The following is a 26,644-nucleotide window of genomic DNA, read 5'->3' on the forward strand; positions in this document are numbered from 1 at the left end:
AAGCATCTGTTGCGTCGCACACTTGTACTATTGAATACAGATCAGCAATGTAATGCCATGAATAAAATGTTTCTTTGCAAAAATAAGTTCATCATACAGAAAATTAAAGTATGGCAATTTCAGGATTCAAAAGATATTTAAAGCTTATAAAGAATGTAGAAAATCCATGGGAATATTTTCTCAACAAAAGAAAACGCCATGAGAAAAATTTAAACTTTACCACACGTCCTAATAAAATTTCCTTTGATGTGTCTTCGGGTATTTATCTGGTGTTCAAAGAAATATTTATGAGCGATGTTTACAACATCGACGAGCTGTTAAAAAAAATTCCTGAAAAACCTGTTATTGTTGATATTGGCGCTAATGTTGGTTTTTTTGACATGCTGATATTATCCAAATTACCGGGAGCAACTATTTATGCTTATGAGCCGCTGCCTGTGAATGTTGCTAAGTTGAATAAGATCATTTCAGAAAACCCGCAAATAAAAGACGCCATCAGTGTTTATCAATGTGCAGTTACCGGTAATTCCAAAGAAGCACTTGAATTGTACATGGAAGACACAGACGATAGCCAGGTAGTAGCTTCTGTCTTTTCTGGTTTCAACAAGAACAATACTAAAAAAATATCTGTTCCTTCTATTACTTTAACAGAGATCATTACAGGAAATAAACTGGAAGAGATCGATCTTTTAAAAATTGATTGTGAAGGAAGTGAATACGACATTATTTATAACACTGATGCTGAAATTATAAAACGAGCAAAATTTATTGCTTTAGAAATTCATGATCTTGATGAAAAGAATAACTTCAGGGAAATGAAAAAATATCTTACCTCTTTAGGTTACCAGTTAACAGCAGAACCTATAAATGACTTTTGCTATGCTGTTGAGGCAATAAGGCAATGATGAATTTTCTGAAGCATGCGACAAAAACAGAAGCATATATTGTTTGATTGTGAGCGAATGAAATATCCTCACACTGGGTTGTACTATTTTTGTTTACAACTTGGGCTTGCACTAACACGTAACATAAACGTAGAAAAAGAAGATATTTCATTTTACCTGCCGTCCTCCGTTGGAAAATTATTCGGCGAAAAATATAATTACATCTCTCAAAGCAGTTTGCACAAATTTGTATTCCCTTCTGTTAAAGGCTTTGATATCTGGCATGGAACTTTCCAGGGCTCGAATTATTCGCCTAAAAAATCTTCTATAAAGAAAGTGCTTACCATACATGATCTTAACTTTTTGCTCGAGCACAAGAACAATACCGCGAAAAAAAAAAGTAACCTCGCAAAAATTCAGAAACAAATAAATGATGCCGATAGGATCTGTACTATTTCCGAATTTGTAAAAAAAGAAGTGCTGGAAAACCTGGATGTAAAAAATAAAGAAGTGCAAGTCGTTTACAATGGTTGCAATCTGTCTTTAAACACAAATCCAAAGCAGCCGGCAATGATTCCCGATAAACCTTTCGTTTTTACAATTGGAACAATAATGACGAAAAAGAACTTTCATGTTTTACCGGCCTTATTGTGTAATAATGATCTGCTGCTTGTAATTGCAGGCACTATAATGGAAGAAGCATATCTCGCAAAGATCAAAGAAGAAGCAAATAAATATGGAGTTGGTAACAGGGTAATCTTTGCAGGAGCTGTTTCAGAAAATGACAAAGAATGGTTCTTAAAAAATTGCTTGGCATTTGCATTTCCATCCATTGCAGAAGGTTTTGGTTTACCTGTTATAGAGGCAATGGCCTTTGGTAAACCTGTATTTCTTTCTACCGCTACCAGCTTACCTGAAGTTGGTGGAGATGCAGCTTATTATTTTCCATCATTTGATGCGGATGAAATGCAACAAGCATTTCAGCGAGGTATGGAGCACTACATAGATACAAGCCCTTCTGAAATAATAAAAAAAAGAGCTGGAAAATTTACGTGGGAGGAAGCTGCAAAAAAGTACTTAGAAATATACAGGAGTCTTTATTAATAACCGACAACAGATAACAATTGTTCATCTCTTATATCTATCGCACATTTGAAATGCCCTTTAGGGCAGGCTTTGTAACCATGTAAGCCACATGGCCTGCAGTTTAGCTTTTCCTCTACTTCCACAACAAAATTTTTATCACTTAATGGTCCATAGCCAAAAACGGGAACAGTGGAGCAATAAACAGCGGTGACCGGAGCATTTACTGCAGAAGCGAAATGCATGGGCGCTGAGTCATTCACATAATTCATAACGGCATCCTGCATCAGCGCGGCAGATTGTAGAAAGTTAAGTTGCCCTGCAAGGTTGATCACAAATGGATACAGCGATATTTTCCTGATCTCTTCGCATAGTGATTTATCACTTGGTGCGCCCAACAGGTATATATTATATTTTGGTGGCAACTGGTTTAAAAAACTGATCCATTTTTCTTTTGGATATTGTTTGGTAAACCACACAGAAGATGGTGCAACGCACAGGTAAGGCTTGTCTTTGTATTGTCTTACTTTTCCAAAATCATTTTTAGAAGGATATAATTTTGGTTTAGCTGCCATACTATCTGTAAACGTACTGATCAATGCGTGGTTGCGTTCAATCTCATGCGTACCTTCTGTGAAAGCATGTTTTATTTTTTTTGAAAAAAGAAAGCTCAATGGATTTTTATCAAAGCCTATCGTTTCTTTTGCTTTGGAGAATGCAGTAAGCAATCCTGTGGTAGCATAGCGTTGTACATTGATAACCTTATCATATTGATTGGCTTTAATTTTTTTTAGAAGCTTTAGCAAGTTGCCATACTTGCTTTGTTTTTTATCCCATATCAGTACTTCATGCAAAAAAGGATGATCAGTTAATAATCCTTCATTTCCTTTTCTTACTAAAAAATCTATGGCAGCATCGGGGTAATACTGGTGCAGCTTTTCGATGATGCCTGTTGCCAACACTACATCACCAATAAATGCTGTTTGTATTACCAGGAATTTTTGCATGTGGGCAAAGCTATTGAATGAAACGGAACTGTAGCGCTAAAGTTCAATGGCGTACTGAACGTACAAGTGAGTGACACAACGAAGCATAATAGTAGCGATACAGCCAGCTAAATCAAATGCTTTGCATTATTATCATTACAACCTTTTGTAACTTTACTTGTAATACTTTTTATGGAACCTGAAGTAAGAGAATTTTTAAAACGCATATCGCTCTCGTTAGGCATCGGCCTTTTTTGGATGATCATGAATTCCACGCTGGGTATTATGTTTGATTTTGCATTTGTACATGATGGCATTTCCCTGGGCAATGTTATTTTTTACATTTGGTTTATCCTGAGTTTTGCGGGAATGCTTTGGCTTTATATACGTTTGTGGAAGAAGCCTTTGGAAAAAGATATCAACTCGTATGATCAGCAACAATAAACCACTGGCCGTTTATCTTACGAAAGAGTAAAGTAAAATGCCCGCCTATATCGCCGATCGTTCTTGCAAGATGCCACTTGCCTAACACAAAACCATATTCTGCAGAAAGTAATTTTATTTCAAGAATGGTAAAATTAAGTTTACCCATTGCAATAGTGTCCGGGTATCTTTTTTTGTAATTATCAAGCGTTGTTTGCCAACCATAATTCGGGCCTTTCGATCCCACAAAAAGCAGGCTGTCACTCTTCCAGTACGTTTGCATAAAAGCATCAATATCTCCATTGTTCCATGCTTTTACCTGTGCATTCATAACTGTGCGGATGGCTGTGGTATCGCTGCTTTGCGCAAGAGATACAATAGAAAATACAATAAAAATAGCTGTAAAAGGTATGCATTTAAATAAGCGATAAATTTTCATAAATACTTTTTTTATGTACCGGGCAGTGGCACAGGCATCAACTTTACTTGCGTCGCACTCTTGTACATTTATACCTTGCGCGGCAAGCAGGGAATATATAATTGTTGAAAGTACTATTTTAACGCAAAAGGAGAAAAGGCAATTCTACTTACATAAAAGGCCACTATAGAGATAGCGGCCGACATGCTATAATGCACATGAGAAAATATTTTTAAAACCTTATTTGCTAAGATAACAGATAGGCAACCGAATGATGCTGCTATTTAACTGTAGCATGAAATATGGTAGCTGTAGCACGTAATAATAAAGATGAAAAAGACACCCTATGTACCAGTCAACCATTTTTTAAAGTCAGGAGCTGTTTCCTGACTTATAATAACCTGGTGTGATATATCAGGTGTAGAAAATTCTAACATCAATTTTACTTTTTCATAAGACCTGAATGATTTAATATAATTGATGTTTACTATATATTTTCTATTTGCCCTGAAAAAAATATTTGGATCAAGTTCATTTTCTGATAAGCTTAGATTCTTATCATATATGTATTTTGTCTTTTGTCTGTCTATTAGATACACTACTTTATTTTCGGTATAGAATAAAACTATTTCCTCAAGTTTTACTGCAATGTGTTCCATACCTTTTTTCACTATGATCCTGGTTTTCTTTGGTGTTCCAAGATAATTGAGCAGGTTATTTAGCTTTTGTGCATTTTGGTTAAAATGCTGTTGCAGCAATTTGTATTTCTGAACTGCCTTGGAAACTTCCTGCACATTTACCGGCTTTAGTAAATAATCGATGCTGTTATAATCAAATGCCTTCATAATAAACTCATCATAAGCAGTGGTAAAGATCAGCGGTGTATCTACCTGGAAATTGTTGAATATCTCAAATGAAAGGCCATCTGTTAAGTGAATATCACAAAAAATAATATCCTGCTTTGGCATCCCTGCAAAATAAGATATACCTTCTTTTACAGAAGTAATGATGGCTGTAAAAAAAATATCAGGCACCAGTTCTGTAAGGATGCTTTTTAATTTATCTATGGCTAATCCTTCATCTTCAATGATTACTGCATTAAGCATATAAGTTGTTATGCGCTTTTTAACATAGGTAAGCTTACCACAAAATAATCCCTGCCAGATTCAACAGTAACGGGTTGTTGACAAACAAGTTGATATCTTTCTCTTAAATTATTTAGGCCCAGTTTTGTAGAATAATGCGATATTTTACCAGCCCTTTTTGTATTAACAACATAGATACTTTCATTCTCAACTGTGATCTTTATACATAAAGGATCAGCAGCTGTAAATGCATTATGCTTTATAGCATTTTCTACTAATAATTGTAAAGCGCAAGGCAATATGGTGATGTCAGCTGTATTGTGATGGTGCAGTTCTATATCAAGGGTAATCTTATTTTCATATCTAAGTTGCAGCAGAGCGAAATAGTTTTTAATAAAATCAATTTCTTCTGCAAGAGTTACCTGCTCCTTGTTTTTATTAACGAGAAAATACCTGTAGACTTCGGAAAGTTTATTGATGAAATCATCCGCTTTGTTTTCATCCTTATGCACCAACCAGGATAACGTGTTTAATGCATTATACATGAAATGCGGATCAAGCTCATTTTTCAATACTGTCAATTGAGCTTTTGTAAGTGCTGTATCAAGCTGTTTTGTTTTTATATGTCCTATTTCATTTTCATTTGATAAAAAAAGTATTTCATACATTAATGTAAACACAACTACAGCAATGCATACGGCCAATGTATTTCGCATTAACAATTGCCAATCTATATGATGAGCTGTGGTAAAAAAAAGCCATATACCGCTTAATATTGTAGCTACAATTCCTCCATACAAAACCGTAAGAAAACAAAGCGTAACTATTTTTACAACAGCGTTGTAAGGCAATAGCAGCCTATATTTGTAAATGATCAAGCTTCCCCCATGCCATACGCAAAAAGAAATAAAAACTGAATAACAGTTAGCTATAATAATTTCTTCAAAAGAAGCTGTTTTATAGTGGTAAAAACCCGATGCCAATGGAATAACTATGCCAAGTAATGGAATAAAAAAAACTCTTATTCTTTTGTCGTTTATCATTGGAAGCAGTGATAAGATTAATAATGGTGTCTTTGCATTTTCTGATCTATGAAATTATTCGTATTTCCAAAAAATAAATTGTTAATTAGTGTTGAATGAATGCTTTTTACATGAACGGAAAAGCTTATTTAGAACCCATCTTCATTTCTACTATTATACTTATGTTGCGTCGCACTCTTCAACTACTGTAATGATATTAAGCTATGCGGGCAAGGCTTTTAGCCTGCTCGTAATAACATTAATAATTTATAAAAGGCATTTTTCCTAACTATCAAGACAGCATACAGCGCTATAACAATGCACGTGTTATTATTCTAATAATAAAATAAGCATTATTAGACAAATGTCTTTTTAGTTTTTATAAATGAGAAACCGTTGCTGTAAAATCTATGTCAGATTGATAAGTGGTAATATGGAAAATAATCTTATGTATTCCAGTTTCTTTAAAAGAGTACATATGCTTTATGCGCATTGTATAAATATTTTTAATTGACCTACTTTCGTCTCTTTTTTTCTAATAGCATATCAATACATTAGGATATTTAACTAAATACGTGGCGATTAAGCCACTTTTAAGGGTACTTAATGGGCTTTTTTATTTGATAATTGAAATTAGTTCCTACTTTTAAGTATTCAATATCCGAAAAACAATATTTATGAAATCTCCAACTTTACTGCAGACTTCTGATACTTTAAATTTCAACTTATTACAAAGAAATTCGATGAATGCAAATCTGAGATTAACGCATTCAAAGAAAATTAGCCGTCGCACTAGCAGAAAAAACCTCTTAATTTTTGCGTTGGTTTATGGGGTAGTACTTGCTTTTCTTATTTCATTTGTATTATAGATAGAAAGAATTATTTCTTGTGGTATTATCGCTTCTTATTTAGCGATATACCTGCATTATTTCCAGTCTTTAAGTTTTATTACAATTAATTTATTGCTTCATGTAATCCTTGAAGCAGAACCAGCCCGCCGGCTGGTTTTTTAATATTATAACCTCGCTTTTTATTGTTTCATAAAATCTGCGAACAATTATCCGTAAGCGCAACTACTATATGTGCATCGGTATATTTAGTTACACTGTTAATAAAAAGCTCAAGTGTGCGACGCAACGAAGATTCCATAAAATAGTATAGCTCATCTCCAAAAATTTGTATTATTTAGAAGCATCAGGATATAGTGAACAAGACGGAATAAGCACCTGGTTGGATCAAAATCATTTAATACAAACCAAAAATATTTCTGCAAAAATGTAGCTTGCACCAAACTTAATGCTATAAATAATGTCTTCTCTTACAGTAACTCTTATACAAACTAATCTTCACTGGCAAAATAAGGCGGCAAACCTGTCTATGTTTTCAGATAAAATAAATAGTATAAATACTAAAACAGAAATCGTTGTTTTGCCTGAAATGTTCAGCACAGGCTTTATTATGCAACCAGAACGGTTTGCTGAAACAATGGATGGAGAAACGGTAATATGGATGCGTGATATAGCCCTATCGAAAAAAATTATTCTTACCGGCAGTATCATCATAAAAGAATATGACAATTATTATAACCGTCTTATATGGATGTTGCCCAATGGTGAATGTGGTTACTATGATAAGCGACATCTTTTTGCATTTGCCAATGAAGATCATCACTACAAGCCTGGTTCGAAACGGCTGATTGCTTCTGTGAAAGGATGGAGAATAAATCTACAGGTTTGTTATGACCTCAGGTTTCCTGTCTGGGCAAGGCAGCAGCTTCATCATAGCAATAATAACAGTCCTGTTTTTGAATATGACCTGCTTATTTATACAGCCAATTGGCCTGAACGCCGGAGCCATCCGTGGAAAACATTATTGCAGGCACGTGCCATAGAAAACCAGTGTTTTGTAGTGGGTGTAAACAGGGTTGGTAATGATGGCAATAATATTTACCATAGCGGTGACAGTATGGTTGTTTCTCCACTTGGAGATATACTATATCATAAAACAAATGAAGAAGATATATTTACTGTTACGTTGCAAAAACAATTATTAGATGAAGTAAGAGGTCGTTTCCCTTTTTGGAAAGATGCTGATAACTTTACGATTATTAATGAATAACAAATGATCTATAAAGCTTCCTTGATTTTTACGGGCCAAGAAATGTTGCAGGAACATGCAATGTTAGTAAAGGATGGTGTTATCGAAACTATTATGCCTAAAGCTGAAATAAATACCCAGGAAGAAATCGTCGAGCTTGGTAATGTTATTTTATTGCCAGCCTTTATAGATATCCAGTTATATGGAGCTTTTGGTCGCCTGCTTTCAGAGTACCCGGATATAGAAACAATTTCAGGTATTGTTAAATACTGTGCTGAAGGAGGGGCTGCCTATTGTTTACCTACTGTTGCTACCAATACTTACGATACAATTTTTCATTGTATTGATGCTCTTAAGAGTTATTGGCAGCAAGGTGGCAAAAGTGTTATAGGGTTGCACGTAGAAGGTCCATGGATCAACCCCGCTAAAAGAGGAGCTCACCGGGAGGAGTGGATATTTTCTCCAACTATTGCACAGGCAAAAGAATTACTTGACTATGGTAACGGAATAATTAAAATAATTACCCTGGCGCCAGAATGCGTTTCGCAAGAAGTGATTGATCTTATCAGATCATATAATATCATTATTTCTGCAGGTCATAGTAATGCAACATATGAACAGGCAACAGGCGCATTTGAGAAAGGACTTAATCTTACTACACACTTATTTAATGCTATGAGCCCGTTGCAGCACAGGGCACCAGGTTTAGTTGGCGCTGTTTTCAATCATCCCAAAGTGCTATGCAGTATTGTTCCGGATGGTCACCATGTTGACTTCTCAGCTATTCAAATAGCCAAAAAAATAATGGGGAACCGTTTATTTGTTATAACAGACGCTGTTACAGAAACATCCCAAGGCTATTACAAGCATCAATTGGACGGTGATAAATATACTTCTAACGGAATTCTTAGTGGTTCTGCACTTACGATGTATAAAGCTTTTCAAAACCTGACGCAGCACTGCGGTATTGACACTGAAGAAGCAATTAGAATGTGTAGCCTTTATCCGGCAATGGCATTAGGTATGCAAAATAAAATAGGTGTATTAAAACAGGGGGCAAAAGCTGATATAATTGTGGTTGACAAAAATTTTCAGTTTCTAAAGTTAATCAATAGCTAAACCAATATTTTAAAAGGAAAACCTCCATTGAATGGAGGCTTTGATAATTTTTGCAATTTAATTTGGGTAGTTTCAAAGGTTTCAGAGGGTGGTACTAAAAACGGACTATCTATTATAGTCAAACCCGGTGCCAGAAAGTATTTTGAAATATCTGGTTGATTATCAGTACATAAGATCAGCGACACCTTACTACTTTCCCGTATATGGAAAATCAGTTCCCAAAATGATAGCTCAAATAAATATTCTCATATTAGAAATTTGATAATTAAGTGGCACAAACGCAATAAAAAAAATTTATATGAATTGGCTAATACTCATTATAGGAGGTTTTTTTGAAGTTGGTTTTGCCGCCTGTTTGGGCAAAGCAAAGGAAACAACCGGCAATACATCACTTCTTTGGATGGTTGGTTTTTTCGTTAGCCTCTCTATCAGTATGTACTTGCTTTATAAAGCAACACAAACATTACCGGTAGGAACAGCTTATGCAGTGTGGACTGGTATTGGAGCTGTAGGAACGGTATTGGTTGGAATCTTTGTTTTTAATGAACCAGCAGATTTCTGGCGTTTATTTTTTCTCACTACATTGATAGCATCTATTATTGGGTTAAAATTCGTTTCGAATTAGAATTTTATTTTGGTGCAGGCTTTAGTAATTCTATTAAACTTCTGTTGTGTCACTCACTTGTACGTTCGGAAGAAGATGCGACAAGCCGATGAGATAATAAGTAAAGAGTATTGTTCACTGTTCATTCATTTTCTATAGTACAAGAGTGCGACGCAACAGTTGATGCCACGTGTATTATGGCTTGATTCCAAAAAAATTCTTATATCAATTATCACCAAAAATTTTTGCTGATTCCCAACCGAGCAATGCAGTCTTGCGTGTACTACCCCACGCGTATTCCCCGGTAATACCCGTAGCGCGAATAACACGATGACAGGGAATTAAATATGCAACAGGATTGCTGCCAATAGCTGTGCCTACTGCACGGGAAGCATTGGGTTGGTTTGCATAACTGGCAATAGTACCATAAGTCGTTACACCGCCCAAAGGTATATGCAGCAAGGTTTCCCATACCTTTAACTGGAAAGGTGTTCCTTTCAAGTGAAGCTTAATTGCTGCTAAATTTTCCCAATCGCCTTTAAATATTTCTAATGCATGCTGCTGCATAAGATCTGTCTTCTGTATCAATAATGCGTTCGGAAATTTCGCTTTCAGTTGTTCCACGGCTTCCGTTTCTTTTGCAATAAAAGCGAGATGGCAAATGCCTTTTGAAGTTGAAGCAATGATAACATCTCCAAACAGGGTTTCAGCATGGCTGTAATGTATCTCTAAATTTTCCCCACCATTTTTGTACTCACCGGGCGTCATGCCTTCAATACTTATAAACAAATCATGCAAACGGCTTGTGCCAGATAAGCCTGTTTCAAAACTTGCATCAGCAAGAGAAGCATTTTGCTGTAATAATTTCTTTGCATGTTCTAAACTTATATATTGTAAAAATTTTTTAGGACTGACTCCTGCCCAGTCTTTAAACATACGCTGAAAGTGATAAGAGCTTACGTGCACCTGTTTAGCTACATCATCCAATGCGGGCTGTTGCTGAAAATTTTCTTTAATGTAAAGAATGGCCTGCTCTATGCGATCATAATCTGTTCTCATATTGCAAAAATATATAGCTACTGTACTTATACCAACCCGAAACTTGCGCACCTTAACGTTTAGATAAAAATTAAACTGTCGCAATTATATTGCAGTAAATAAATTAAATTAAGTCTGTTTTCTAAAATGATTATGAAGTATATGAAAAACATGACTATTATTTTTTTATTATGCTTAGTTCAACATTGCATAGCGCAAAATAGTGCAAAACAATACCCTGACTTGAATGAAATAAATTCACCTGAGTTATTGTCGCAAATGCTCACAGCCACAGATACGACAGACGCGCAGAAAGTGGCTTCTATTTTTAACTGGATCACTCAAAACATAGCTTATAATGTAAAACGTTATGAGACTAATAATAACTACAGATACGCTCCTGTGGTTGATGAGGAAGATGAAGATACTATTGCCCCATTAAAGCCTTTATATGAGCGTATTGCCATACTGGTCTTAAAAAGAAGAACAGCAGTATGTAGCGGATATGCAAATCTTTTTAAATCCTTATGCCTGCATGCAGGCATACCATGCGAAGTAATAACAGGTCTCGGAAAAGCAAGTGCTGGCAGAACAGATAAAAGATTTGCCAGCAATCACCGGTGGAATGCTGTTTTCTTCGATACAGTATGGCACCTGCTTGATGCCACCTGGGCAAGCGGATACATTAATTATAAGAATGAATTTCAACGTGACTATAATCCTAACTATTTTCTCACAGACCCTGTTGAATTCATCAAGGACCATTATCCTGAAGATATGCGATGGACCTTGTTGCCACAACCACCGGTATTAAATGAGTTTATGTATGCACCTTTTAAAACAATGGCGTTTAACAGGTTTTATATTAAATCTTATAGCCCTTCATTTGGAATTATAGAAGCAAATGTGGGCGACAGTATTGTGTTTGAACTTGAAGCAGTACGCCCTGAAAGATTATGGATCTCAGACCTGCCTTATGCAGATTCAAACACAGTATTTATTATGCAATGTTGTGGTGCCGTTAAACCCGTTAATAAAGTGTCTGGTAAAAAAATAAGTTACACTTACCATGTTATGTCAGCAGAAATAGAATGGCTGCATGTAATCTTTGATGATGAAATTATTATGCGCTATAAACTAAATGTAAAAAGGGATGAGCATCTTCCTGCTTCTGCCCCTGTTGATTCACTAATACAACAGAAAATCAACTAATATTTATTTTCTTTTTATCCCGATTCGTTTAGCAAGAATAAAGCGATAGTTACCGGTTGGGATCATGTATGATCTTGCCGAAGATTCACCATTTACCCATAAAGTATTGGCGGCCCAGTTGGCACTTATAACCCAATCATGGGAATTGTAACCAACAGCCGCTTTATAAATAAAAGACGGTGTTACCGCTGTATGTTTATTTTGATTATTTCCATTATGTTCGTCAGATAAATTAATATCTATATTGGCAATAGCAGAACCCATTACAAATAAATGCTTTTCTATTACCAGTGTATATGCATACCCTGCCCCAATGCCAGCTGTAAAGAACTGCATTTTATCTACACCTGCCTGCTCAAACAAACTTGTTTTTGCCACAGGTACTAAACTACTGTCTGCTTTTATCGATCCATAATAAATTTCTCCGCCATATAACAAAGAGCCAGCCGATCTCTTTTGCCATTCACTTTGTATCATGGCTGCATTGTAAGAAAATCTGTCGTTATTAATTACTCTATACGCACTAATTCCACCAAGCGTCATTATTACATCCGGGCGATAATAATAATTGTTTGCATTAACTGCTGCGTAACCTTTAGGCTCAATATGCATACCCTTATGGTGAATGCCCAGCACATCTATCGCCCATTTGTAAGGATAAACATGCAATTCAAGATCTATACTTTTTGTTTTCCCTTTCTCATCATCCGGATTAAGAAAACCAAAACCATATGAGAGGTTCAAAGACAAATTATTATACGTAGCACCAACACCCATGGTAAGTGGCGTATTGGCCCGGTATGTAAGATCGTTTTGTTTATCTGCTGCGGGAAACGTAACTGATGTGTATTTTTTGGAAAAATAAAATCTGGTGGTAAGTCTCTGCGGATAAGTTGTAAAATAAATACTGTCGTGTCCAGGCTTATGTTGCGCAAATAGTTGATGCGGCGCCATTAAAAATAACAGGCAGGTAGCCAAAGTAAGTAACTGATAAAGTTTATTATTTTTCATGCAATGAAACAGTGTTATCCATATTGTTTAAATACCATGCCAAGAGTCTTTTATAATGCAGACGCATGAAAGTAAATCAAAAAGATAAGTATACATAAGAAAGGTTATTGAGCAGGCTTTTGAATAAGCATTAAGCTGCTGTTGCGTCGCACTCGTGTACGTTCAGAACAATAATAAAATATTAATTGCTTAAAAACTTGCAGGTTATTTAATACATATAATTTCATAAACTGATGAAACTTTTCCCCGGTACAAGTGTGCGACGCAACAGAAGTCACATACATATTCTACTGCCGGGTACATAAAATTCCTAACATATGTAAGGCAAACAGGTTACTGTAAAGCCATTAAACGACGTAACTTTGCTGCCCGTTAAAGCAAGTGTATAAACATGAACGAAAAGTTGCAGCAGTTAGCCCAATCACTGGAAGGAGATTGTTATTTCGACAATAAGATGCGTATTTTATATGCTACGGACGCATCTGCCTACCGCGAAATGCCATTAGCGGTAACCATGCCAAAATCAACTGATGACATTAAAAAACTGATTGCATTTGCACGTGCCAATAAAACTTCGCTGATACCAAGAACGGCAGGTACATCTCTGGCAGGGCAAGTGGTGGGAAGCGGCATTATCGTTGATGTATCAAAATCATTTACTCAAATACTTGAACTGAATAAAGAAGAACATTGGGTGCGGGTGCAGCCTGGTGTAATTCGTGATGAACTGAATATGTTTCTTAAACCACATGGTTTATTTTTTGGCCCCGAAACATCAACTGCCAATCGTGCTATGATCGGTGGTATGGTGGGGAACAATTCCTGTGGCTCCAATTCTGTTGTGTACAGGAGCACAAGAGAACATTTACTGGAAGTAAAAGCAATTCTTAGTGATGGAAGTGAAGCTGAATTTAAAACGATAAATGCTGAAGAATTTCACCGAAAATGTGAAGTGGAAACACTGGAAGGAAAGATCTATAAAAAAGTTAGGAGCATTTTAAGTAACTACGACAACCAGGTAGAAATAAGAAAAGAATTTCCCAAGAAAACAGTTGAAAGAAGAAATACCGGTTATGCAGTTGATCTGCTATTGGAGACTGCGCCATTTACTGCGGGTGAAGAGGGTTTCAATTTTTGTAAACTCATTGCTGGCTCTGAAGGTACACTTGCTTTTATTACAGAAATAAAAGTAAATGTAGTTCCATTGCCGCCAAAAGAAACAGGTTTGCTTTGTGTGCATTTTAATTCCATTGATGAAGCATTAAGAGCAAATCTTATCGGTTTAAAATATCACCCATCTGCCAGTGAATTAATAGATCATTATATACTTGAATGCACAAAGGATAATATTGAACAGCGCAAGAACAGGTTTTTTGTGCAGGGAGATCCTGGTGCAATACTCGTAATTGAATTTGCAAAAGAAAAAAGAGAAGAAATTATTCCAATTGCTCAACAGGTAGAAGCAGATATGCGTGCTGCTGGTTTAGGTTATCATTTCCCTTTATTGTTTGGTGACGATACCAAGAAGATCTGGACATTGCGTAAAGCTGGTCTTGGCTTATTGAGTAACCTGCCCGGCGATGATAAAGCCGTTCCTGTAATTGAGGACACTGCCGTTGATGTAAATGACCTTCCGGATTTTATTGCAGAATTCAATGTTATCTTAAAGAAGCACAATTTGTATTCAGTGCATTATGCGCATGCAGGAAGTGGTGAGATCCATTTAAGGCCGATCATTAATTTAAAAACAGAAGAAGGCAATCATCTTTTCAGAACGATTGCAGAAGAGATCGCAACACTCGTAAAAAAATATCATGGCTCTTTAAGTGGTGAACATGGTGATGGACGGCTACGTGGCGAATTCATTAAACAAATGGTGGGTGAAAAAAATTACCAGTTATTAAGAGATATAAAATATACCTGGGACCCTGAAAATATTTTCAATCCCAATAAGATCGTTGACACACCTTCCATGAACAGCATGCTGCGTTATACACCCGGCCAGCATACACCAAAATTCGATACAGTGTTCAGGTATTATAACCAGGATGTATTGCAGCATGCAGAACAATGTAATGGCAGTGGCGATTGCAGGAAAACACATTTATCTGGCGGTACGATGTGCCCCTCTTTTATGGCCACAAGGAATGAAAAAGATACCACAAGAGCAAGGGCAAATATCTTAAGAGAATTTCTTACGCATTCAGATAAGGTTAACCGGTTTGATCATAAAGAAATTTATGAAGTGATGGATCTTTGTTTGAGTTGCAAAGGTTGTAAGTCTGAATGTCCGAGTAATGTGGATGTTGCCAAACTGAAAGCAGAATTTATGCAGCATTACTATGATGCCAATGGCGTTCCTTTCAGAAGCAGGCTGATAGCGAACTTCAGTAATTCTGCAAGGCTTGGTGCTATTATGCCGGGGGTGTACAATTTTGTGATGACTAACAAAACTATAAGTACACTCGTTAAAAAAATATCAGGCTTTGCCGTTGACAGGTCGATGCCGACGATGTATAAAACAACGTTGATGAGCTGGTATAAAAAGCATCAAACTCAAAACTCAAAAGTCAAAAGTCAAAAAAGAATTTATCTTTTTTGTGATGAATTCACTAATTACAACGATACAGAAATTGGCATAAAAGCTATACAACTTTTAGAGCGCTTGGGCTACGAAGTTATCATTCCGAAACATGAAGAAAGCGGCCGTGCCTGGTTGAGCAAAGGTTTAATAAGAGAAGCAAAAAAAATGGCCAACAAAAACATCAAACTGTTGTGTTCACTGATCAGCGAAGAAACACCGCTTATTGGTATAGAACCTTCTGCTATTCTTACTTTCAGGGATGAATATGTAGATCTTGCAGATGATGACCTTTACACCACCGCCGTAGAAATGAGTAAATCTGTGTTTACAATTGATGAGTTTATTGCAAAAGAAATTCAAAATGGCAACATATGTAAAGAACAATTCACCAAAGAAAAAAAGAAGATAATGCTGCACGGCCATTGCCAGCAGAAAGCATTGTCTTCTGTTGCACCTACTGTACAAGCACTAACACTTCCGGAAAATTATACTGTTGAAACAATCCCTTCAGGTTGTTGCGGTATGGCTGGTTCTTTTGGTTATGAGAAGGAACACTATGATCTTTCCATGAAAATTGGAGAACTTGTTTTATTTCCTGCAGTTCGCAAACAAATAGATGATGTGGTCATTGCTGCACCGGGTACCAGTTGCCGCCACCAGGTAAAAGATGGAACAGGCAAACATGCGAAACATCCCGTGGAGATTTTATATGAAGCGTTGATGTAAGAATAAGCCACGAATTATAATGTACGAATTACACGAATTGAACGGATGAATTTGTTGAATAGAATTATAAAATGTAGAAGAGTGCGACGCAACGAAAATTTAATAGTAGTAATGCAGCCGGGCTCAAAAAATTACTTCACTCCTTTTATAAAAAGCATACTTCCTTTCAGTGTATAGCTTACGGCATTTACTTTGTCTTTAAAGAGAGCCATTATTTCATCAGCATTAAAAGGAGTTCCTACTTCTTTTCGTTTATATAATGCAGTAAGGTATTTTTTACTGAAAGGCCTTTCTGTGACCATGGTAGAGAAGTGAAAATCGCCACCGACCTTTAGCACACGCAACGCCTCATTTACAAAAGCGGCTTTGTCTTCAAACAAATGAATGGTACCAAAACTTACAACCGAATCAAAACTGTTGTTGCTGAATGGAATATCAAATGCGTTGGCCTGCAAAAAGAAAAGATTGTTGTTAATGCGTCCATTGGTAACACGGCTGCAGCCACGTTTCAGCATCTCTGTTGAATTGTCGAGCAAAAAAACATTTCGTTTTGTTTTGCTGTAAATGGCAGCGGTATGTATAAGGCCGCCACAACCAATATCTAAAAGGTTGCCCTTCGAGTGCATAATAGATCTTGCTGCAAACTGCCTGTAATCGCATGGAGAAGTTCCCCAGAATAATTTGTTGTACCAATGCCGTTTTACCAGCCATTCATATAACCTGGCTTTGCCATCATAGGGGGCAGAGAAGGAATCCGGCAATACCGTCCAAACCTGGTCATCTACAAAACTTACCGGTTTATTTAAAAGATGTGTCATGTGAATTATTTATGCTTAACAGGTCAATCAGTAAGGATATTATATTTCCAGCTACAGGTACAAAATTCTATTAACATTCATTAACATAACAGGCAGACATGCATGAAATGTGCAATTATACTGATGAATTGTGCACTTTATAATCATCCACGGGCCTGTGTTTTAGTCTATATTTTTAGTAGATTTTTTACCGGGCAGCGCTGGCGCTATGAAGCTTTTCTTGCGTCGCACTCTTGTACTGTTGCATCATATAGCATCACAGCAAATGCTCTGGCACTATGGTTGCTTGATTAGTATGTACCAATAATGTTAGTGATGAAAAATACTCTTATTAGTTGTACTGTCATCTTAATAATGACGCATATTGCATGCAACAATGGCAACCCGGCCAATAAAAAATATCCTGATAAAACTTCTGCAACAGATAGTATTATAAACAGCGCCGGAAACACAGCAGACGCTGCTTACCGGAAAGGAGCAAGGCTAATTGCAGCAAATGATTGTTTTACCTGCCACAGGATAGAAGAAAAAACGATTGGCCCCTCCTATCGTGAGATTGCAGCAAAATATCATTTTAATGAAGGGAATGTTGAAAATCTTTCTCATTCTGTTATCCATGGCAGTAAAGGTTTGTGGGGAAATAAAGAAATGACCGCGCATCCAAACCTGAAGATGGCTGACGCAAAAGAAATGGTGCGTTATATTCTTTCGCTTGACACAACCAATAAAAATACTATAGTAAAGTAGCTGAGATAAAATAAGACGTACAAGTGTGCGACGCAAGAAAAGCCCAATGCATTTTCTGGCGTTGGATAACAAATAAAATAACCGCACAAAATGTTTCAGCAATTATTTTCCTAACTTGTTTTAATGAATGTTTCCTTTCTGCAGGTAATGGTTTTTTTGCTTGCCGGCATAACAGTTATTATTCTGCTTACTGCAAAGTTTCGGGTTCATGCATTCTTTGCCCTGATGATTGCCTGTTTTATTACCGGGCTGGGCGTAAGTATGGGAATGACGAATGTTATCACTGTTATCAAAGATGGCTTTGGAAATATTATGCGGTCTTTAGGGTTTATAATTGTGCTGGGTACTGCGTTAGGCATTTTGCTGGAGCATACCGGAAGTACAAAAGTAATGGCCGGTTATATTCTTAAAAAAGTTGGAGAACGCAACGCAGCACTAGCTTTGAGCATTACAGGATTTATTGTTGGGCTCCCTGTCTTTTGTGATTCAGGTTATATCGTTCTAAGTGGTTTAAATAAATCATTGTCAAAGAAAACAGGAGCGTCTATTGTAGTAACGAGTGTTTCCCTCGCTACAGGTTTACTGGCCGTGCATTGTTTGTTACCACCGCATCCCGGTGCTGCAGCTGCTGCGGGAACTATAGGTGCAGATATTGGTAAGCTTATTTCATACGGTATCATCATTGCCGTGCCTGCCATGGTTGTTGGCCACTTATGGGCAAGGTATGCGGGCAATAAAATAGAATATGCCATCATTGAAGAAGATGAAATACCTGAGGACAAAACTGCACACCCTTCTGTTATAAAAGCATTTTTACCGGTAATTGTTCCCATACTGTTGATTGCAGCCGCGTCTTTTTTTAATGAATTCGCATTGACAAATGACTGGATAAAAAACTGGTTTGTGCTCGGCGACCCTGTTGTAGCATTAAGTGCAGGTATATTGCTTGCCTTTAATGCAAAAAAGAAATGGAACAAAAAAACAGTAAGCCTCTTACTTCAGGAATCTGCCGAAAAAGCCGGTGGTATATTAGTAATCATCGGTGCCGGCGGCGCATTTGGCGCCGTGCTTGCTGCAACAAAGATCGGTGATCATTTTAGTGCTGCATTTACATTGAACACACTTGGAATACTCTTTCCATTCCTGCTTACATTTATTTTAAAAACTGCACAGGGTTCATCAACTGTAGCAATAATTACAGCAGCTTCCATTGTGCAACCTTTATTACCGGCATTAGGACTAAATACTGAAGCAGGAAAATTAATTGCAGTATTAGCAATGGGTGCCGGTTCTATGATGATCTCTCATGCAAACGATGCATACTTTTGGGTAATCACAAAATTTTCAGGTATAGAAATGAAAGCAATGCTAAGGGTATATTCAACCGCAACGATATTCATGGGCCTTGTAACATTACTCATGGTTTATATTTTATCACTGTTTATTTTATAAATAACGTGGTACAAGCAATAGTATTTCATGGCATCATCGTTGCGTCGCATTACGTTCATCTGTTGTACTTATATTATGCTGCAGTGTTTATATTATAAGTCGGCCACCAATACAAATCGCAGTTCAATGAAAATAGTTATAGCGCCCAATGCTTTTAAGAATAGTTTAAACGCACAAGATGTTGCTGAAGCTATCAGTAAAGGCTTACAGCAAAGCAAACTTCAATGCGAAACAATTTGTTTTCCTGTGGGTGATGGTGGCGATGGAACAGGCGCATTGCTGGCTGCACATTTCAATGCAAAAAAAATTATTAAAACTGTTCATGATCCATTAGGCAGGATCATCGAAGCGTCATATGACTTTAGTAATGAAAGCAAAACAGCTATCATAGAAATGGCAGATGCATCGGGCTTACGTTTATTAAACCCGGAAGAATATGATCCTTTGCATGCCACCACTTATGGTACCGGAGAACTGATAAAAGCAGCACTGGATAGTGGCGCAAATCAAATAATTATTTGCATCGGAGGCAGTGCAACTGTGGATGCAGGTACAGGTATTATGCAGGCATTGGGCGGAAAATTTTTTGATATACATGAAAAAGAATTACAACAGTTGCCCGCAACACTCAAAGATCTTTTCGCTGTTAATCTTCTTTCATTGGACAGCAGAATATTACACACAGAAATAATTGTTTTATGTGATGTTGAAAATACCCTGCTTGGAGCGCATGGAGCCGCAAAAATATTCGGGCCACAAAAAGGCGCAACACAAAACGACATTTTAATATTGGAAGAAGGCTTTAAAAAACTTTGCAATATTGTTTATGATGAATCAGGAAAAGATATGTCGATGATAAAACATGGCGGCGCAGCAGGTGGGGTAGCCGCCGGTCTGTATACATTCCTGCATGCAAAACTGGTGAATGGCATCGATCATTTTTTACAGGTAACAAATTTTGATAAAGCACTTCAGCATACAGACCTGGTCATTACCGGGGAAGGAAGTATTGATACGCAAACTTTAAATGGGAAAGGTCCATTTGGTGTAGCACAAAAAGCAAAACAATATAACCTTCCTGTTGTGGGCATCGCCGGCAAAGTACCTCTGCTAGAAGACAACAACCTTCAAAAATATTTTGATGTGTTAATGCCGATAAGCAATGAAGCAATGGATCTATATACAGCAATGCAATACACTTATGAAAATCTTATACGCACTGCAAGGTCATTGGGTGATTTGATAGCTATGAAAAATACAGCTTAGGTAACCTTGAACTTCTATAACTGATAAATATTCTATTTGCGTTCATACTTCCAGTTCCTACCCTTTCCTTCACTGATCCATTCTACAGCAGACTTAATTCTTTTATCTCTTGTGGCTTCTGTTTTTGCTTCGGTTATCCATTGTATGTATTCCTTTCTGTGCGAGGGTGGAAATTTTTCAAATACCTCCTGTGCCTTTTTGTTCTTCTTTAATGCCACAGTCAATGCAGCGGGAACAGATATCTCTTTTACAGGTGTTTTTTGCTTTGGCGGAAGCTTTACAGCTGCTTCATTTAACTGGGCTGCTTCTTTAATATAGGTAACCAATATTTTATCTGAAGGCAGATCTTTTAATGAGATGATCCTGTTAAACTGGCCCATCGCATTTTTGCCATCTTTATTAAATAATTTCTCAGGGTCTTTCATAAGCCGGGCTTTCCAAAAGCCAAATGCACAATGTTCCTTGAATGCTGCCATGTTGCAAAGTGCCGCGCCTTTGTAATCAAAAAAAGGCATGCTCCATTTGATAGCTTCATTCACATCAGGGCATGCTTTATGTACCAATTTGCGTAAGTGCAATAGTATTGGTTTTGCAAAGTCTGCTGATTTTTCTATGTATGCATCAATGCGTGGTTCGGTTGTTGGCATAGCATTTTGATTTAACCAGAAAGATAAAAAAATTACAAGACTTTATGTGTGTTGAATAGTGATAATACGCAGAAGTGTGCGACGCAAGTAAAGCTTAATAGCAGCAATGCAGCTAAGTACCAAAATAAAAAAAGACCGTTGATCGCTCAACAGTCTTTTATAAAAAAAGAAATTTGTTTATAATTTTTTGATCATGATATTCCTGTACCAAACATCATTGCCATGATCCTGTAAAGCAATATGACCTTTAGTGAACGTGCCCCAATCAGGCATGTCTTTGAACTTGCTGCCTGCCACGAGTTTTTTCCAGTTATCATCCCATAAAGTAGTAGAGACAACTTTCGTACCGTTTAAATAAAGATCAAGCTGGCCTTTATTGGAAACGATCTCGGCCTGGTTCCATTGTCCCGGACCTTTCACCGTTTCAGGATTTGCCGCAATCAGGTCGTATAAATTCCCTGCGCGGTGTTTTGGAATTTTTCCATCGCTGTGGCCATCATTATCCAGCACCTGCATTTCCAGACCGGTATTCCATGTTTCTTTATATTTGGCAGTATCTTCATGAACATAAAATATAATACCACTATTACCAGCTTTTGAAATATTCCATTCAAGTTTCAGGTCGAAATTTTCATACTCATCATTAGAAACAAGGTCGCCACCGCCATCTGTTTGATAAGCTTTCTTTGCAGCAGCACTTAAATGTATAGCGCCACTGTCAACAGACCATGCTTTACCTGGTTCTGTTTTACCGTAAGAGTGCCAGCCCGCCAAAGTTGTGCCGTCAAATAAAGATACCCACCCCGTATCCATAGCTGTAGTTTCTGTTGCTACGGCAGAAGCAGTATCTTCTGTAGCGGCTTTTTCTGTGCCTGTTCCGCATGCGGTTAATGCGAGTGCAATTACTGCACTCAATATCAGCATTTTCATATGGCTGTTATTTATTGGTTTTTCAGAAGTAGAATATATTTTACCATTTGTTCAGCGTCTGCCTGGGAAAGTTCAGGATGAGCAGTCATTGGAACGTTTCCCCAAACACCGGAACCACCTGCAATAACTTTCTTAGCAAGATATGTAACAGCTGTATCCACACCTGCATACTTTGCTGCTACACTATCATAAGCAGGACCTATCAGTTTTTCTGATACTTTATGACAGGTAAGACAGTTTGATTTAGCAATAAGAGCAAGGCCAGCTTTGTAATCAGGATTTACAGTTATATCTTCTGCCGCTGCTGGTTCTGTTGCTACTGTAGCTGCAGAATCTTTAGCTGCATCACTGCTGCTGCCGCCACCGCAGGCTGCAATAAGAACGATTAATGCAGCGCTTACAAAATACTTTTTCAACGTAATAAAGTTTTGAGGTTATGAAATTAAGTGAGCTAAGATATTAATGAATGCCCAATATGCTGCGATTAAAATTTTCATCGCTGCCCGTATTGGCAAAATCGTCAAATGCTTTTTCTGTTACCCGAATAATATTTTTTGCAATGAATTCTGCGCCTTCTTTAGCGCCATCTTCCGGATGTTTTAAACAGCATTCCCATTCCATTACTGCCCATCCTTTGTAATCATAAGCAGCAAGCTTACTGAATATTGATTTAAAATCAACCTGTCCATCTCCCAATGAACGGAAACGTCCTGCTCTGTCTATCCAACCCTGGTAACCTCCATATACACCTTGTTTGCCTGTTGGATTAAACTCAGCATCTTTTACATGAAACATTTTGATGCGCTCATGATAAAAATCTATGTAATCAAGATAGTTCAGGCATTGCAATACAAAATGAGATGGATCATACAGCAAACATGCCCTTGCATGATTGTTTACTTCTTTTAAAAACATCTCATAACTCACGCCATCATGCAGGTCTTCCCCGGGGTGAATTTCGTAACATAAATCTACACCGCATGCATCGAATTCATTAAGTATCGGTAACCATCTTTTGGCTAATTCCTTAAACCCTGTTTCTACCAATCCCGCCGGCCTTTGCGGCCATGGATACATGGTGTGCCAAAGCAATGCGCCACTAAATGTTGCATGTGCATTCAATCCTAAATTTTGTGATGCTTTTGCAGCATACTTTAATTGCTGCACGGCCCATTCCTGTCTTGCTTTACTATTGCCATGAACAGATGCAGGTGCAAAGCCATCGAACTGTGCATCATATGCCGGGTGTACCGCAACTAACTGCCCCTGTAAATGCGTGGAGAGTTCGGTTATTTCCAGGCCTGCATCATTTACAATACCTTTCAGTTCATCTGCATAAGTTTTGCTTTCTGCTGCTTTCTGCAGGTCTATACAGCGTGCATCCCATGTAGGAATCTGTACGCCTTTAAAACCAAGGCTTTCTGCCCAGAGGCATATAGATTGCAAATTGTTGAACGGCGGATTATCGCCCATGAATTGTGCAAGAAAAATTCCGGGACCTTTAAGTGTTGTCATATTATTTGGAGAGATTTTTTGTTACAAGCTTTCGTATGTTATGGCATCGCCTGTTGTGTCACTCACTTATACTTTTTAGCTTCGAGCTGCGAGCTGTGAGCTTCGAGCCAATAACTATTCACATTTTTAAAAGCTCATGGCTCGTAGCTAATAGCTCATAGCTTTTCTTCAGTACAAGTGTGCGACGCAACGAAAGTTTAATAGTTCCTCAAAAGGTGGGTTCATAATAAACCTCAAATATTGAATACACTATTTACTTTATATACATTTTTTACTTTACTACATGTTCTGTCCATTTTTCTGTTGATTGTGCGGAGAGTACCACGTTATCTATAAACGCCATGCCACGGATACCATCTTCAACACCAGGAAAATCAAGCATTTCTTTGGTTGGTTCTTTGCCATCCATTTTTGCAGAGAGTGTAAGTGCAAAATTTCTGTAGATGTTTCCAAACGCTTCCAGGTAACCTTCGGGATGGCCGCCGGGTGTTCTGCAATTATGCGTTGCAAAACTGGAGAGGCGATCTCCATAATTTCCACCGGCTCTTAATATTTGGGTTGGCGCATCAAGCCATTTTACCAATAAAGTGTTTGGTTCGTGTTGATACCATTCAAGACCGCCTCTCTCTCCATACACACGAATGCGGATACCATTTTCTTCACCTGCTGCAACCTGGCTTGCCATTAATACACCTGCTGCTCCATTTTCTAATTTTAATAATACAGCGCCATCATCATCCAAGGCACGGCCTTCTACCAGTACATTAAGATCTGCACACATGTGTGTAATCTTTAAACCGGTAACATATTCTGCAAGATGTGCTGCATGTGTGCCGATATCGCCCATGCAACCGCTCTTACCACTTTTCTTGGGATCTGTTCTCCAGGCAGCTTGTGCATTGCCTTCACGTTCGCTTAATTTGCTAAGCCAACCTTGTGGGTATTCAACCCATACTTTTCGTATTTTACCAAGTGTACCTGCAGCAACCATTGCTTTGGCCTGCTTAACCATCGGGTAACCGGAATAAGTGTGCGTTAAGCAAAGTGTTAATCCCGTTTCAGTAACTTTTTGTTTTAGTTGTTTGGCCTCATCAAGTGTAAATGCAATCGGCTTTTCAATTACTACATGAAAGCCATGATCAAGCGCCATCATTGCAGGAGCAAAGTGGGCGAAGTTGGGCGTAACAATTGTTACAAAATCCATTTTTTTGTCAGCAGGTAATGCAGCTTCTTTTTTGATCATCTCTTCGAAGTTGAGATAGGTTCTGTCTTCAGGCAGAAACAACATCTTACCTGAATCAACGGCAATCTCAGGATTGATACTTAGTGCACCGCAACTTAATTCTATCAGGCCATCCATGTTGGCAGCAATGCGGTGAATGGCGCCAATGAAAGCATCCTTGCCTCCACCGACCATTCCCATTCTTAGTTTTCTGTTCATTTGTGAAAATAATTTTAGAGGAGAAAGTGAATTTAAAAGTAAAAAAATTATATTTACCCTGTGCAAATTAATATCTGATTCTTGTAACGATTGTATTGTTTTTCATTGCTAACATTCGTAAGGGACGCTTTTGTTAAAAAATATTTTTCCATTGCGTTTTTATGACGCATTGTATGTACATTTAGGGCGATCAAGTTTTATAAGTGTATTATTAACGATTATCATTATATAACCTCTAATCAAACAATCTAACGATTATGTCAGCCATTAAACGCGATCAACTGTTTGTTGCTAGTTGTCTTGCTCTTCTTGTAACATCTTTATCTTTTGGAATACGTGCAGGGATTCTTGGACGCCTTGGGGTACAATTTCAATTAAGTGCTGCACAACTGGGAACTATTGCTGCAACGGCTTTCTGGGGTTTTCCGCTTGCAATAATTATTGGCGGCATGGTGGTTGATGTTATCGGCATGAAAAAACTGCTTGTAGGTGCCGGTATATTTCACCTGGCGGGCATTCTTCTAACGATCTTCGCCACGGGGTATTGGTCTTTGTTTATTTCTACCTTGCTGATTGGTTTAGGTAATGGCACCGTGGAAGCAGCCTGTAACCCGCTTGTGGCAAGCATTTATCCCGACAATAAAACAACAAAACTTAATCACTTTCACTTATGGTTCCCTGGTGGTATTGTAGTAGGTACTTTACTTGTTTTTCTTTTGGATAAAATTGGATTAGGATGGCAGGTACAAGTAGGTCTTATGCTAATACCAACATTGTTGTACTTATACTTATTCAGCAAACTTGAATTTCCGCAGACAGAACGCGTATCAAGCGGTATCTCTACATCAGAAATGTATGGAGCATTGTTAACGCCGTTATTTATCATCATGATCATATTAATGTTCGGTACTGCTATTACAGAATTATTTACCGGACAATGGATAGATGTTTTATTAAAGAATGTAACGGATAATGCAATTTTGTTGCTTACTATTGAAACGGGTGTAATGGTACTTGGACGCGCCTTTGCCGGACCTGTTGTTCACAGGCTCTCTCCTTCAGGTGTGTTATTGTTCTCCGCAATTTTTGCATCATTAGGTTTATATCTTTTAGGACATTCAACCGGCAATATGCTTTTTGTTGGTGCGCTTGTGTTTGGTATTGGTGTTTGTTATTTCTGGCCTACTATGATTGGCTTTGTTTCAGAAAATTTACCAAGAACAGGAGCAGTAGGAATGAATCTTATGGGCGGTGCCGGAATGTTTGCAGTTTCTGTTTACATGATCTTTATGGGTGGTTATTATGATAAATTACTCGCTGCAAAATTACCGGAAGGCGCTTCTTTGCAAGCTTATTCTGACGCTTCAGCAACACCTGAAATGGCTGCTGCTTTAAATGAAGCAAAGAAAGCAGCAGGTCCGGAAATCATCAACGCAACATTGATTATACCAATCTGTTTGTCTGTTGCATTTCTTCTCCTGTTTCTTTATATGCGCGGAAGAAAAAAACCAAGTTTAAAACCAGTAACAGCATAAA

The 26,644-nt window shown here is 37.6% G+C and carries 24 protein-coding genes; 12 read left to right on the top strand and 12 right to left on the bottom strand.

Annotated features, from left to right (window positions below; translation table 11 throughout):
- The first annotated feature begins 110 nt into the window (after positions 1-110).
- Both FRZ67_RS10520 and FRZ67_RS10525 read left to right on the top strand, forming a co-directional pair.
- Positions 111-905, top strand: coding sequence for an FkbM family methyltransferase (locus FRZ67_RS10520; protein ID WP_147189511.1), 795 nt, complete (start codon positions 111-113; stop codon positions 903-905).
- Between the two features lie 57 nt (positions 906-962).
- Positions 963-1,988, top strand: coding sequence for a glycosyltransferase family 4 protein (locus FRZ67_RS10525; protein ID WP_225975574.1), 1,026 nt, complete (start codon positions 963-965; stop codon positions 1,986-1,988).
- On the opposite strand, the gene FRZ67_RS10530 is transcribed toward FRZ67_RS10525, so the two are convergent.
- Positions 1,985-2,974 (bottom strand): glycosyltransferase family 9 protein, encoded by a 990-nt coding sequence (locus FRZ67_RS10530; protein ID WP_147189513.1) that lies wholly within the window; start codon positions 2,972-2,974, stop codon positions 1,985-1,987. The genes FRZ67_RS10525 and FRZ67_RS10530 overlap by 4 nt on opposite strands.
- Before the next feature lie 171 nt (positions 2,975-3,145).
- On the opposite strand from FRZ67_RS10530, the gene FRZ67_RS10535 reads away from it, so the two are divergent.
- Entirely contained in the window at positions 3,146-3,397 is a 252-nt protein-coding gene (locus FRZ67_RS10535; RefSeq protein WP_147189514.1) for a hypothetical protein, read from the top strand.
- Here the strand turns inward: FRZ67_RS10535 and FRZ67_RS10540 are convergent.
- The 3 genes from FRZ67_RS10540 to FRZ67_RS10550 all read right to left on the bottom strand — a co-directional run bounded on the left by FRZ67_RS10540 (position 3,372) and on the right by FRZ67_RS10550 (position 5,922).
- Entirely contained in the window at positions 3,372-3,815 is a 444-nt protein-coding gene (locus tag FRZ67_RS10540; RefSeq protein ID WP_147189515.1) for a YybH family protein, read from the bottom strand. The two genes, FRZ67_RS10535 and FRZ67_RS10540, sit on opposite strands and share 26 nt — an antisense overlap.
- 323 nt (positions 3,816-4,138) lie before the next feature.
- Positions 4,139-4,900: a LytR/AlgR family response regulator transcription factor gene (locus FRZ67_RS10545; protein ID WP_147189516.1), complete on the bottom strand. Its 762-nt coding sequence runs from the start codon at positions 4,898-4,900 to the stop codon at positions 4,139-4,141.
- Between the two features lie 8 nt (positions 4,901-4,908).
- Entirely contained in the window at positions 4,909-5,922 is a 1,014-nt protein-coding gene (locus FRZ67_RS10550) for a sensor histidine kinase (RefSeq protein ID WP_147189517.1), read from the bottom strand.
- 1,287 nt (positions 5,923-7,209) lie between these two features.
- On the opposite strand from FRZ67_RS10550, the gene FRZ67_RS10555 reads away from it, so the two are divergent.
- The 3 genes from FRZ67_RS10555 (at position 7,210) to FRZ67_RS10565 (ending at position 9,742) form a co-directional block, all read left to right on the top strand.
- Positions 7,210-8,019, top strand: coding sequence for an amidohydrolase (locus FRZ67_RS10555; protein WP_147189518.1), 810 nt, complete (start codon positions 7,210-7,212; stop codon positions 8,017-8,019).
- A 3-nt stretch (positions 8,020-8,022) separates the two neighbouring features.
- Entirely contained in the window at positions 8,023-9,117 is a 1,095-nt protein-coding gene (nagA, locus tag FRZ67_RS10560) for an N-acetylglucosamine-6-phosphate deacetylase (protein WP_147189519.1), read from the top strand.
- 298 nt (positions 9,118-9,415) lie between these two features.
- The gene (locus tag FRZ67_RS10565; protein ID WP_147189520.1) at positions 9,416-9,742 is read left to right on the top strand and encodes a DMT family transporter; all 327 of its coding nucleotides are present in this window, start codon (positions 9,416-9,418) and stop codon (positions 9,740-9,742) included.
- A gap of 204 nt (positions 9,743-9,946) precedes the next feature.
- Here FRZ67_RS10565 and FRZ67_RS10570 read toward each other — a convergent pair whose 3' ends face one another.
- Entirely contained in the window at positions 9,947-10,780 is an 834-nt protein-coding gene (locus tag FRZ67_RS10570) for a bifunctional transcriptional activator/DNA repair enzyme AdaA (protein ID WP_147189521.1), read from the bottom strand.
- Between the two features lie 222 nt (positions 10,781-11,002).
- Here FRZ67_RS10570 and FRZ67_RS10575 point away from each other — a divergent pair, with 222 nt between their 5' ends.
- Positions 11,003-11,971, top strand: a complete 969-nt coding sequence (locus FRZ67_RS10575) for a transglutaminase domain-containing protein (protein ID WP_158638347.1) — start codon at positions 11,003-11,005, stop codon at positions 11,969-11,971.
- Between the two features lie 3 nt (positions 11,972-11,974).
- Here the strand turns inward: FRZ67_RS10575 and FRZ67_RS10580 are convergent, their stop codons facing one another.
- Positions 11,975-12,982, bottom strand: a complete 1,008-nt coding sequence (locus tag FRZ67_RS10580) for a DUF4421 domain-containing protein (protein WP_147189523.1) — start codon at positions 12,980-12,982, stop codon at positions 11,975-11,977.
- A gap of 391 nt (positions 12,983-13,373) precedes the next feature.
- On the opposite strand from FRZ67_RS10580, the gene FRZ67_RS10585 reads away from it, so the two are divergent.
- Positions 13,374-16,292 (top strand): FAD-binding and (Fe-S)-binding domain-containing protein, encoded by a 2,919-nt coding sequence (locus FRZ67_RS10585; protein WP_147189524.1) that lies wholly within the window; start codon positions 13,374-13,376, stop codon positions 16,290-16,292.
- 131 nt (positions 16,293-16,423) lie between these two features.
- On the opposite strand, the gene FRZ67_RS10590 is transcribed toward FRZ67_RS10585, so the two are convergent.
- Positions 16,424-17,110, bottom strand: a complete 687-nt coding sequence (locus FRZ67_RS10590; protein ID WP_147189525.1) for a class I SAM-dependent methyltransferase — start codon at positions 17,108-17,110, stop codon at positions 16,424-16,426.
- Positions 17,111-17,425: 315 nt separating this feature from the next.
- On the opposite strand from FRZ67_RS10590, the gene FRZ67_RS10595 reads away from it, so the two are divergent.
- The 3 genes from FRZ67_RS10595 to FRZ67_RS10605 all read left to right on the top strand — a co-directional run bounded on the left by FRZ67_RS10595 (position 17,426) and on the right by FRZ67_RS10605 (position 20,575).
- A complete protein-coding gene (locus FRZ67_RS10595; protein WP_158638348.1) occupies positions 17,426-17,857 on the top strand; it encodes a c-type cytochrome in 432 nt (143 codons plus the stop codon).
- Positions 17,858-17,980: 123 nt separating this feature from the next.
- Positions 17,981-19,309 (top strand): GntP family permease, encoded by a 1,329-nt coding sequence (locus FRZ67_RS10600; RefSeq protein WP_147189527.1) that lies wholly within the window; start codon positions 17,981-17,983, stop codon positions 19,307-19,309.
- Positions 19,310-19,435: 126 nt separating this feature from the next.
- The gene (locus FRZ67_RS10605) at positions 19,436-20,575 is read left to right on the top strand and encodes a glycerate kinase family protein (protein ID WP_147189528.1); all 1,140 of its coding nucleotides are present in this window, start codon (positions 19,436-19,438) and stop codon (positions 20,573-20,575) included.
- 32 nt (positions 20,576-20,607) lie between these two features.
- Here FRZ67_RS10605 and FRZ67_RS10610 read toward each other — a convergent pair whose 3' ends face one another.
- The 5 genes from FRZ67_RS10610 to FRZ67_RS10630 form a co-directional block, all read right to left on the bottom strand.
- Positions 20,608-21,222, bottom strand: coding sequence for a YdeI/OmpD-associated family protein (locus FRZ67_RS10610; RefSeq protein WP_147189529.1), 615 nt, complete (start codon positions 21,220-21,222; stop codon positions 20,608-20,610).
- 177 nt (positions 21,223-21,399) lie between these two features.
- Positions 21,400-22,152 (bottom strand): 3-keto-disaccharide hydrolase, encoded by a 753-nt coding sequence (locus FRZ67_RS10615; RefSeq protein ID WP_147189530.1) that lies wholly within the window; start codon positions 22,150-22,152, stop codon positions 21,400-21,402.
- 11 nt (positions 22,153-22,163) lie between these two features.
- On the bottom strand, positions 22,164-22,568 hold the full coding sequence (locus FRZ67_RS10620; RefSeq protein ID WP_147189531.1) for a c-type cytochrome: 405 nt from the start codon (positions 22,566-22,568) through the stop codon (positions 22,164-22,166).
- A gap of 43 nt (positions 22,569-22,611) precedes the next feature.
- Complete coding sequence (locus FRZ67_RS10625; protein WP_147189532.1) at positions 22,612-23,667, bottom strand: sugar phosphate isomerase/epimerase family protein; 1,056 nt, start codon at positions 23,665-23,667, stop codon at positions 22,612-22,614.
- A gap of 271 nt (positions 23,668-23,938) precedes the next feature.
- On the bottom strand, positions 23,939-25,108 hold the full coding sequence (locus FRZ67_RS10630) for a Gfo/Idh/MocA family protein (RefSeq protein WP_147189533.1): 1,170 nt from the start codon (positions 25,106-25,108) through the stop codon (positions 23,939-23,941).
- A gap of 257 nt (positions 25,109-25,365) precedes the next feature.
- Between FRZ67_RS10630 and FRZ67_RS10635 the strand changes: the two genes are divergently transcribed.
- Complete coding sequence (locus FRZ67_RS10635) at positions 25,366-26,643, top strand: MFS transporter (protein ID WP_147189534.1); 1,278 nt, start codon at positions 25,366-25,368, stop codon at positions 26,641-26,643.
- The last annotated feature ends 1 nt before the right edge of the window (position 26,644 follow it).

The sequence above is a fragment of the Panacibacter ginsenosidivorans genome, from assembly GCF_007971225.1.
In the GTDB taxonomy this organism is placed as follows: domain Bacteria; phylum Bacteroidota; class Bacteroidia; order Chitinophagales; family Chitinophagaceae; genus Panacibacter; species Panacibacter ginsenosidivorans.

Bases quoted from the DNA above. Each gene is read 5' to 3' on its own strand.
- FRZ67_RS10520 (WP_147189511.1), top strand. From the start codon at position 111: ATGGCAATTTCAGGATTCAAAAGATATTTAAAGCTTATAAAGAATGTA.
- FRZ67_RS10525 (WP_225975574.1), top strand. From the start codon at position 963: ATGAAATATCCTCACACTGGGTTGTACTATTTTTGTTTACAACTTGGG.
- FRZ67_RS10530 (WP_147189513.1), bottom strand. From the start codon at position 2,974: ATGCAAAAATTCCTGGTAATACAAACAGCATTTATTGGTGATGTAGTG.
- FRZ67_RS10535 (WP_147189514.1), top strand. From the start codon at position 3,146: ATGGAACCTGAAGTAAGAGAATTTTTAAAACGCATATCGCTCTCGTTA.
- FRZ67_RS10540 (WP_147189515.1), bottom strand. From the start codon at position 3,815: ATGAAAATTTATCGCTTATTTAAATGCATACCTTTTACAGCTATTTTT.
- FRZ67_RS10545 (WP_147189516.1), bottom strand. From the start codon at position 4,900: ATGCTTAATGCAGTAATCATTGAAGATGAAGGATTAGCCATAGATAAA.
- FRZ67_RS10550 (WP_147189517.1), bottom strand. From the start codon at position 5,922: ATGATAAACGACAAAAGAATAAGAGTTTTTTTTATTCCATTACTTGGC.
- FRZ67_RS10555 (WP_147189518.1), top strand. From the start codon at position 7,210: ATGTCTTCTCTTACAGTAACTCTTATACAAACTAATCTTCACTGGCAA.
- nagA (WP_147189519.1), top strand. From the start codon at position 8,023: ATGATCTATAAAGCTTCCTTGATTTTTACGGGCCAAGAAATGTTGCAG.
- FRZ67_RS10565 (WP_147189520.1), top strand. From the start codon at position 9,416: ATGAATTGGCTAATACTCATTATAGGAGGTTTTTTTGAAGTTGGTTTT.
- FRZ67_RS10570 (WP_147189521.1), bottom strand. From the start codon at position 10,780: ATGAGAACAGATTATGATCGCATAGAGCAGGCCATTCTTTACATTAAA.
- FRZ67_RS10580 (WP_147189523.1), bottom strand. From the start codon at position 12,982: ATGAAAAATAATAAACTTTATCAGTTACTTACTTTGGCTACCTGCCTG.
- FRZ67_RS10585 (WP_147189524.1), top strand. From the start codon at position 13,374: ATGAACGAAAAGTTGCAGCAGTTAGCCCAATCACTGGAAGGAGATTGT.
- FRZ67_RS10590 (WP_147189525.1), bottom strand. From the start codon at position 17,110: ATGACACATCTTTTAAATAAACCGGTAAGTTTTGTAGATGACCAGGTT.
- FRZ67_RS10595 (WP_158638348.1), top strand. From the start codon at position 17,426: ATGAAAAATACTCTTATTAGTTGTACTGTCATCTTAATAATGACGCAT.
- FRZ67_RS10600 (WP_147189527.1), top strand. From the start codon at position 17,981: ATGAATGTTTCCTTTCTGCAGGTAATGGTTTTTTTGCTTGCCGGCATA.
- FRZ67_RS10605 (WP_147189528.1), top strand. From the start codon at position 19,436: ATGAAAATAGTTATAGCGCCCAATGCTTTTAAGAATAGTTTAAACGCA.
- FRZ67_RS10610 (WP_147189529.1), bottom strand. From the start codon at position 21,222: ATGCCAACAACCGAACCACGCATTGATGCATACATAGAAAAATCAGCA.
- FRZ67_RS10615 (WP_147189530.1), bottom strand. From the start codon at position 22,152: ATGAAAATGCTGATATTGAGTGCAGTAATTGCACTCGCATTAACCGCA.
- FRZ67_RS10625 (WP_147189532.1), bottom strand. From the start codon at position 23,667: ATGACAACACTTAAAGGTCCCGGAATTTTTCTTGCACAATTCATGGGC.
- FRZ67_RS10630 (WP_147189533.1), bottom strand. From the start codon at position 25,108: ATGAACAGAAAACTAAGAATGGGAATGGTCGGTGGAGGCAAGGATGCT.
- FRZ67_RS10635 (WP_147189534.1), top strand. From the start codon at position 25,366: ATGTCAGCCATTAAACGCGATCAACTGTTTGTTGCTAGTTGTCTTGCT.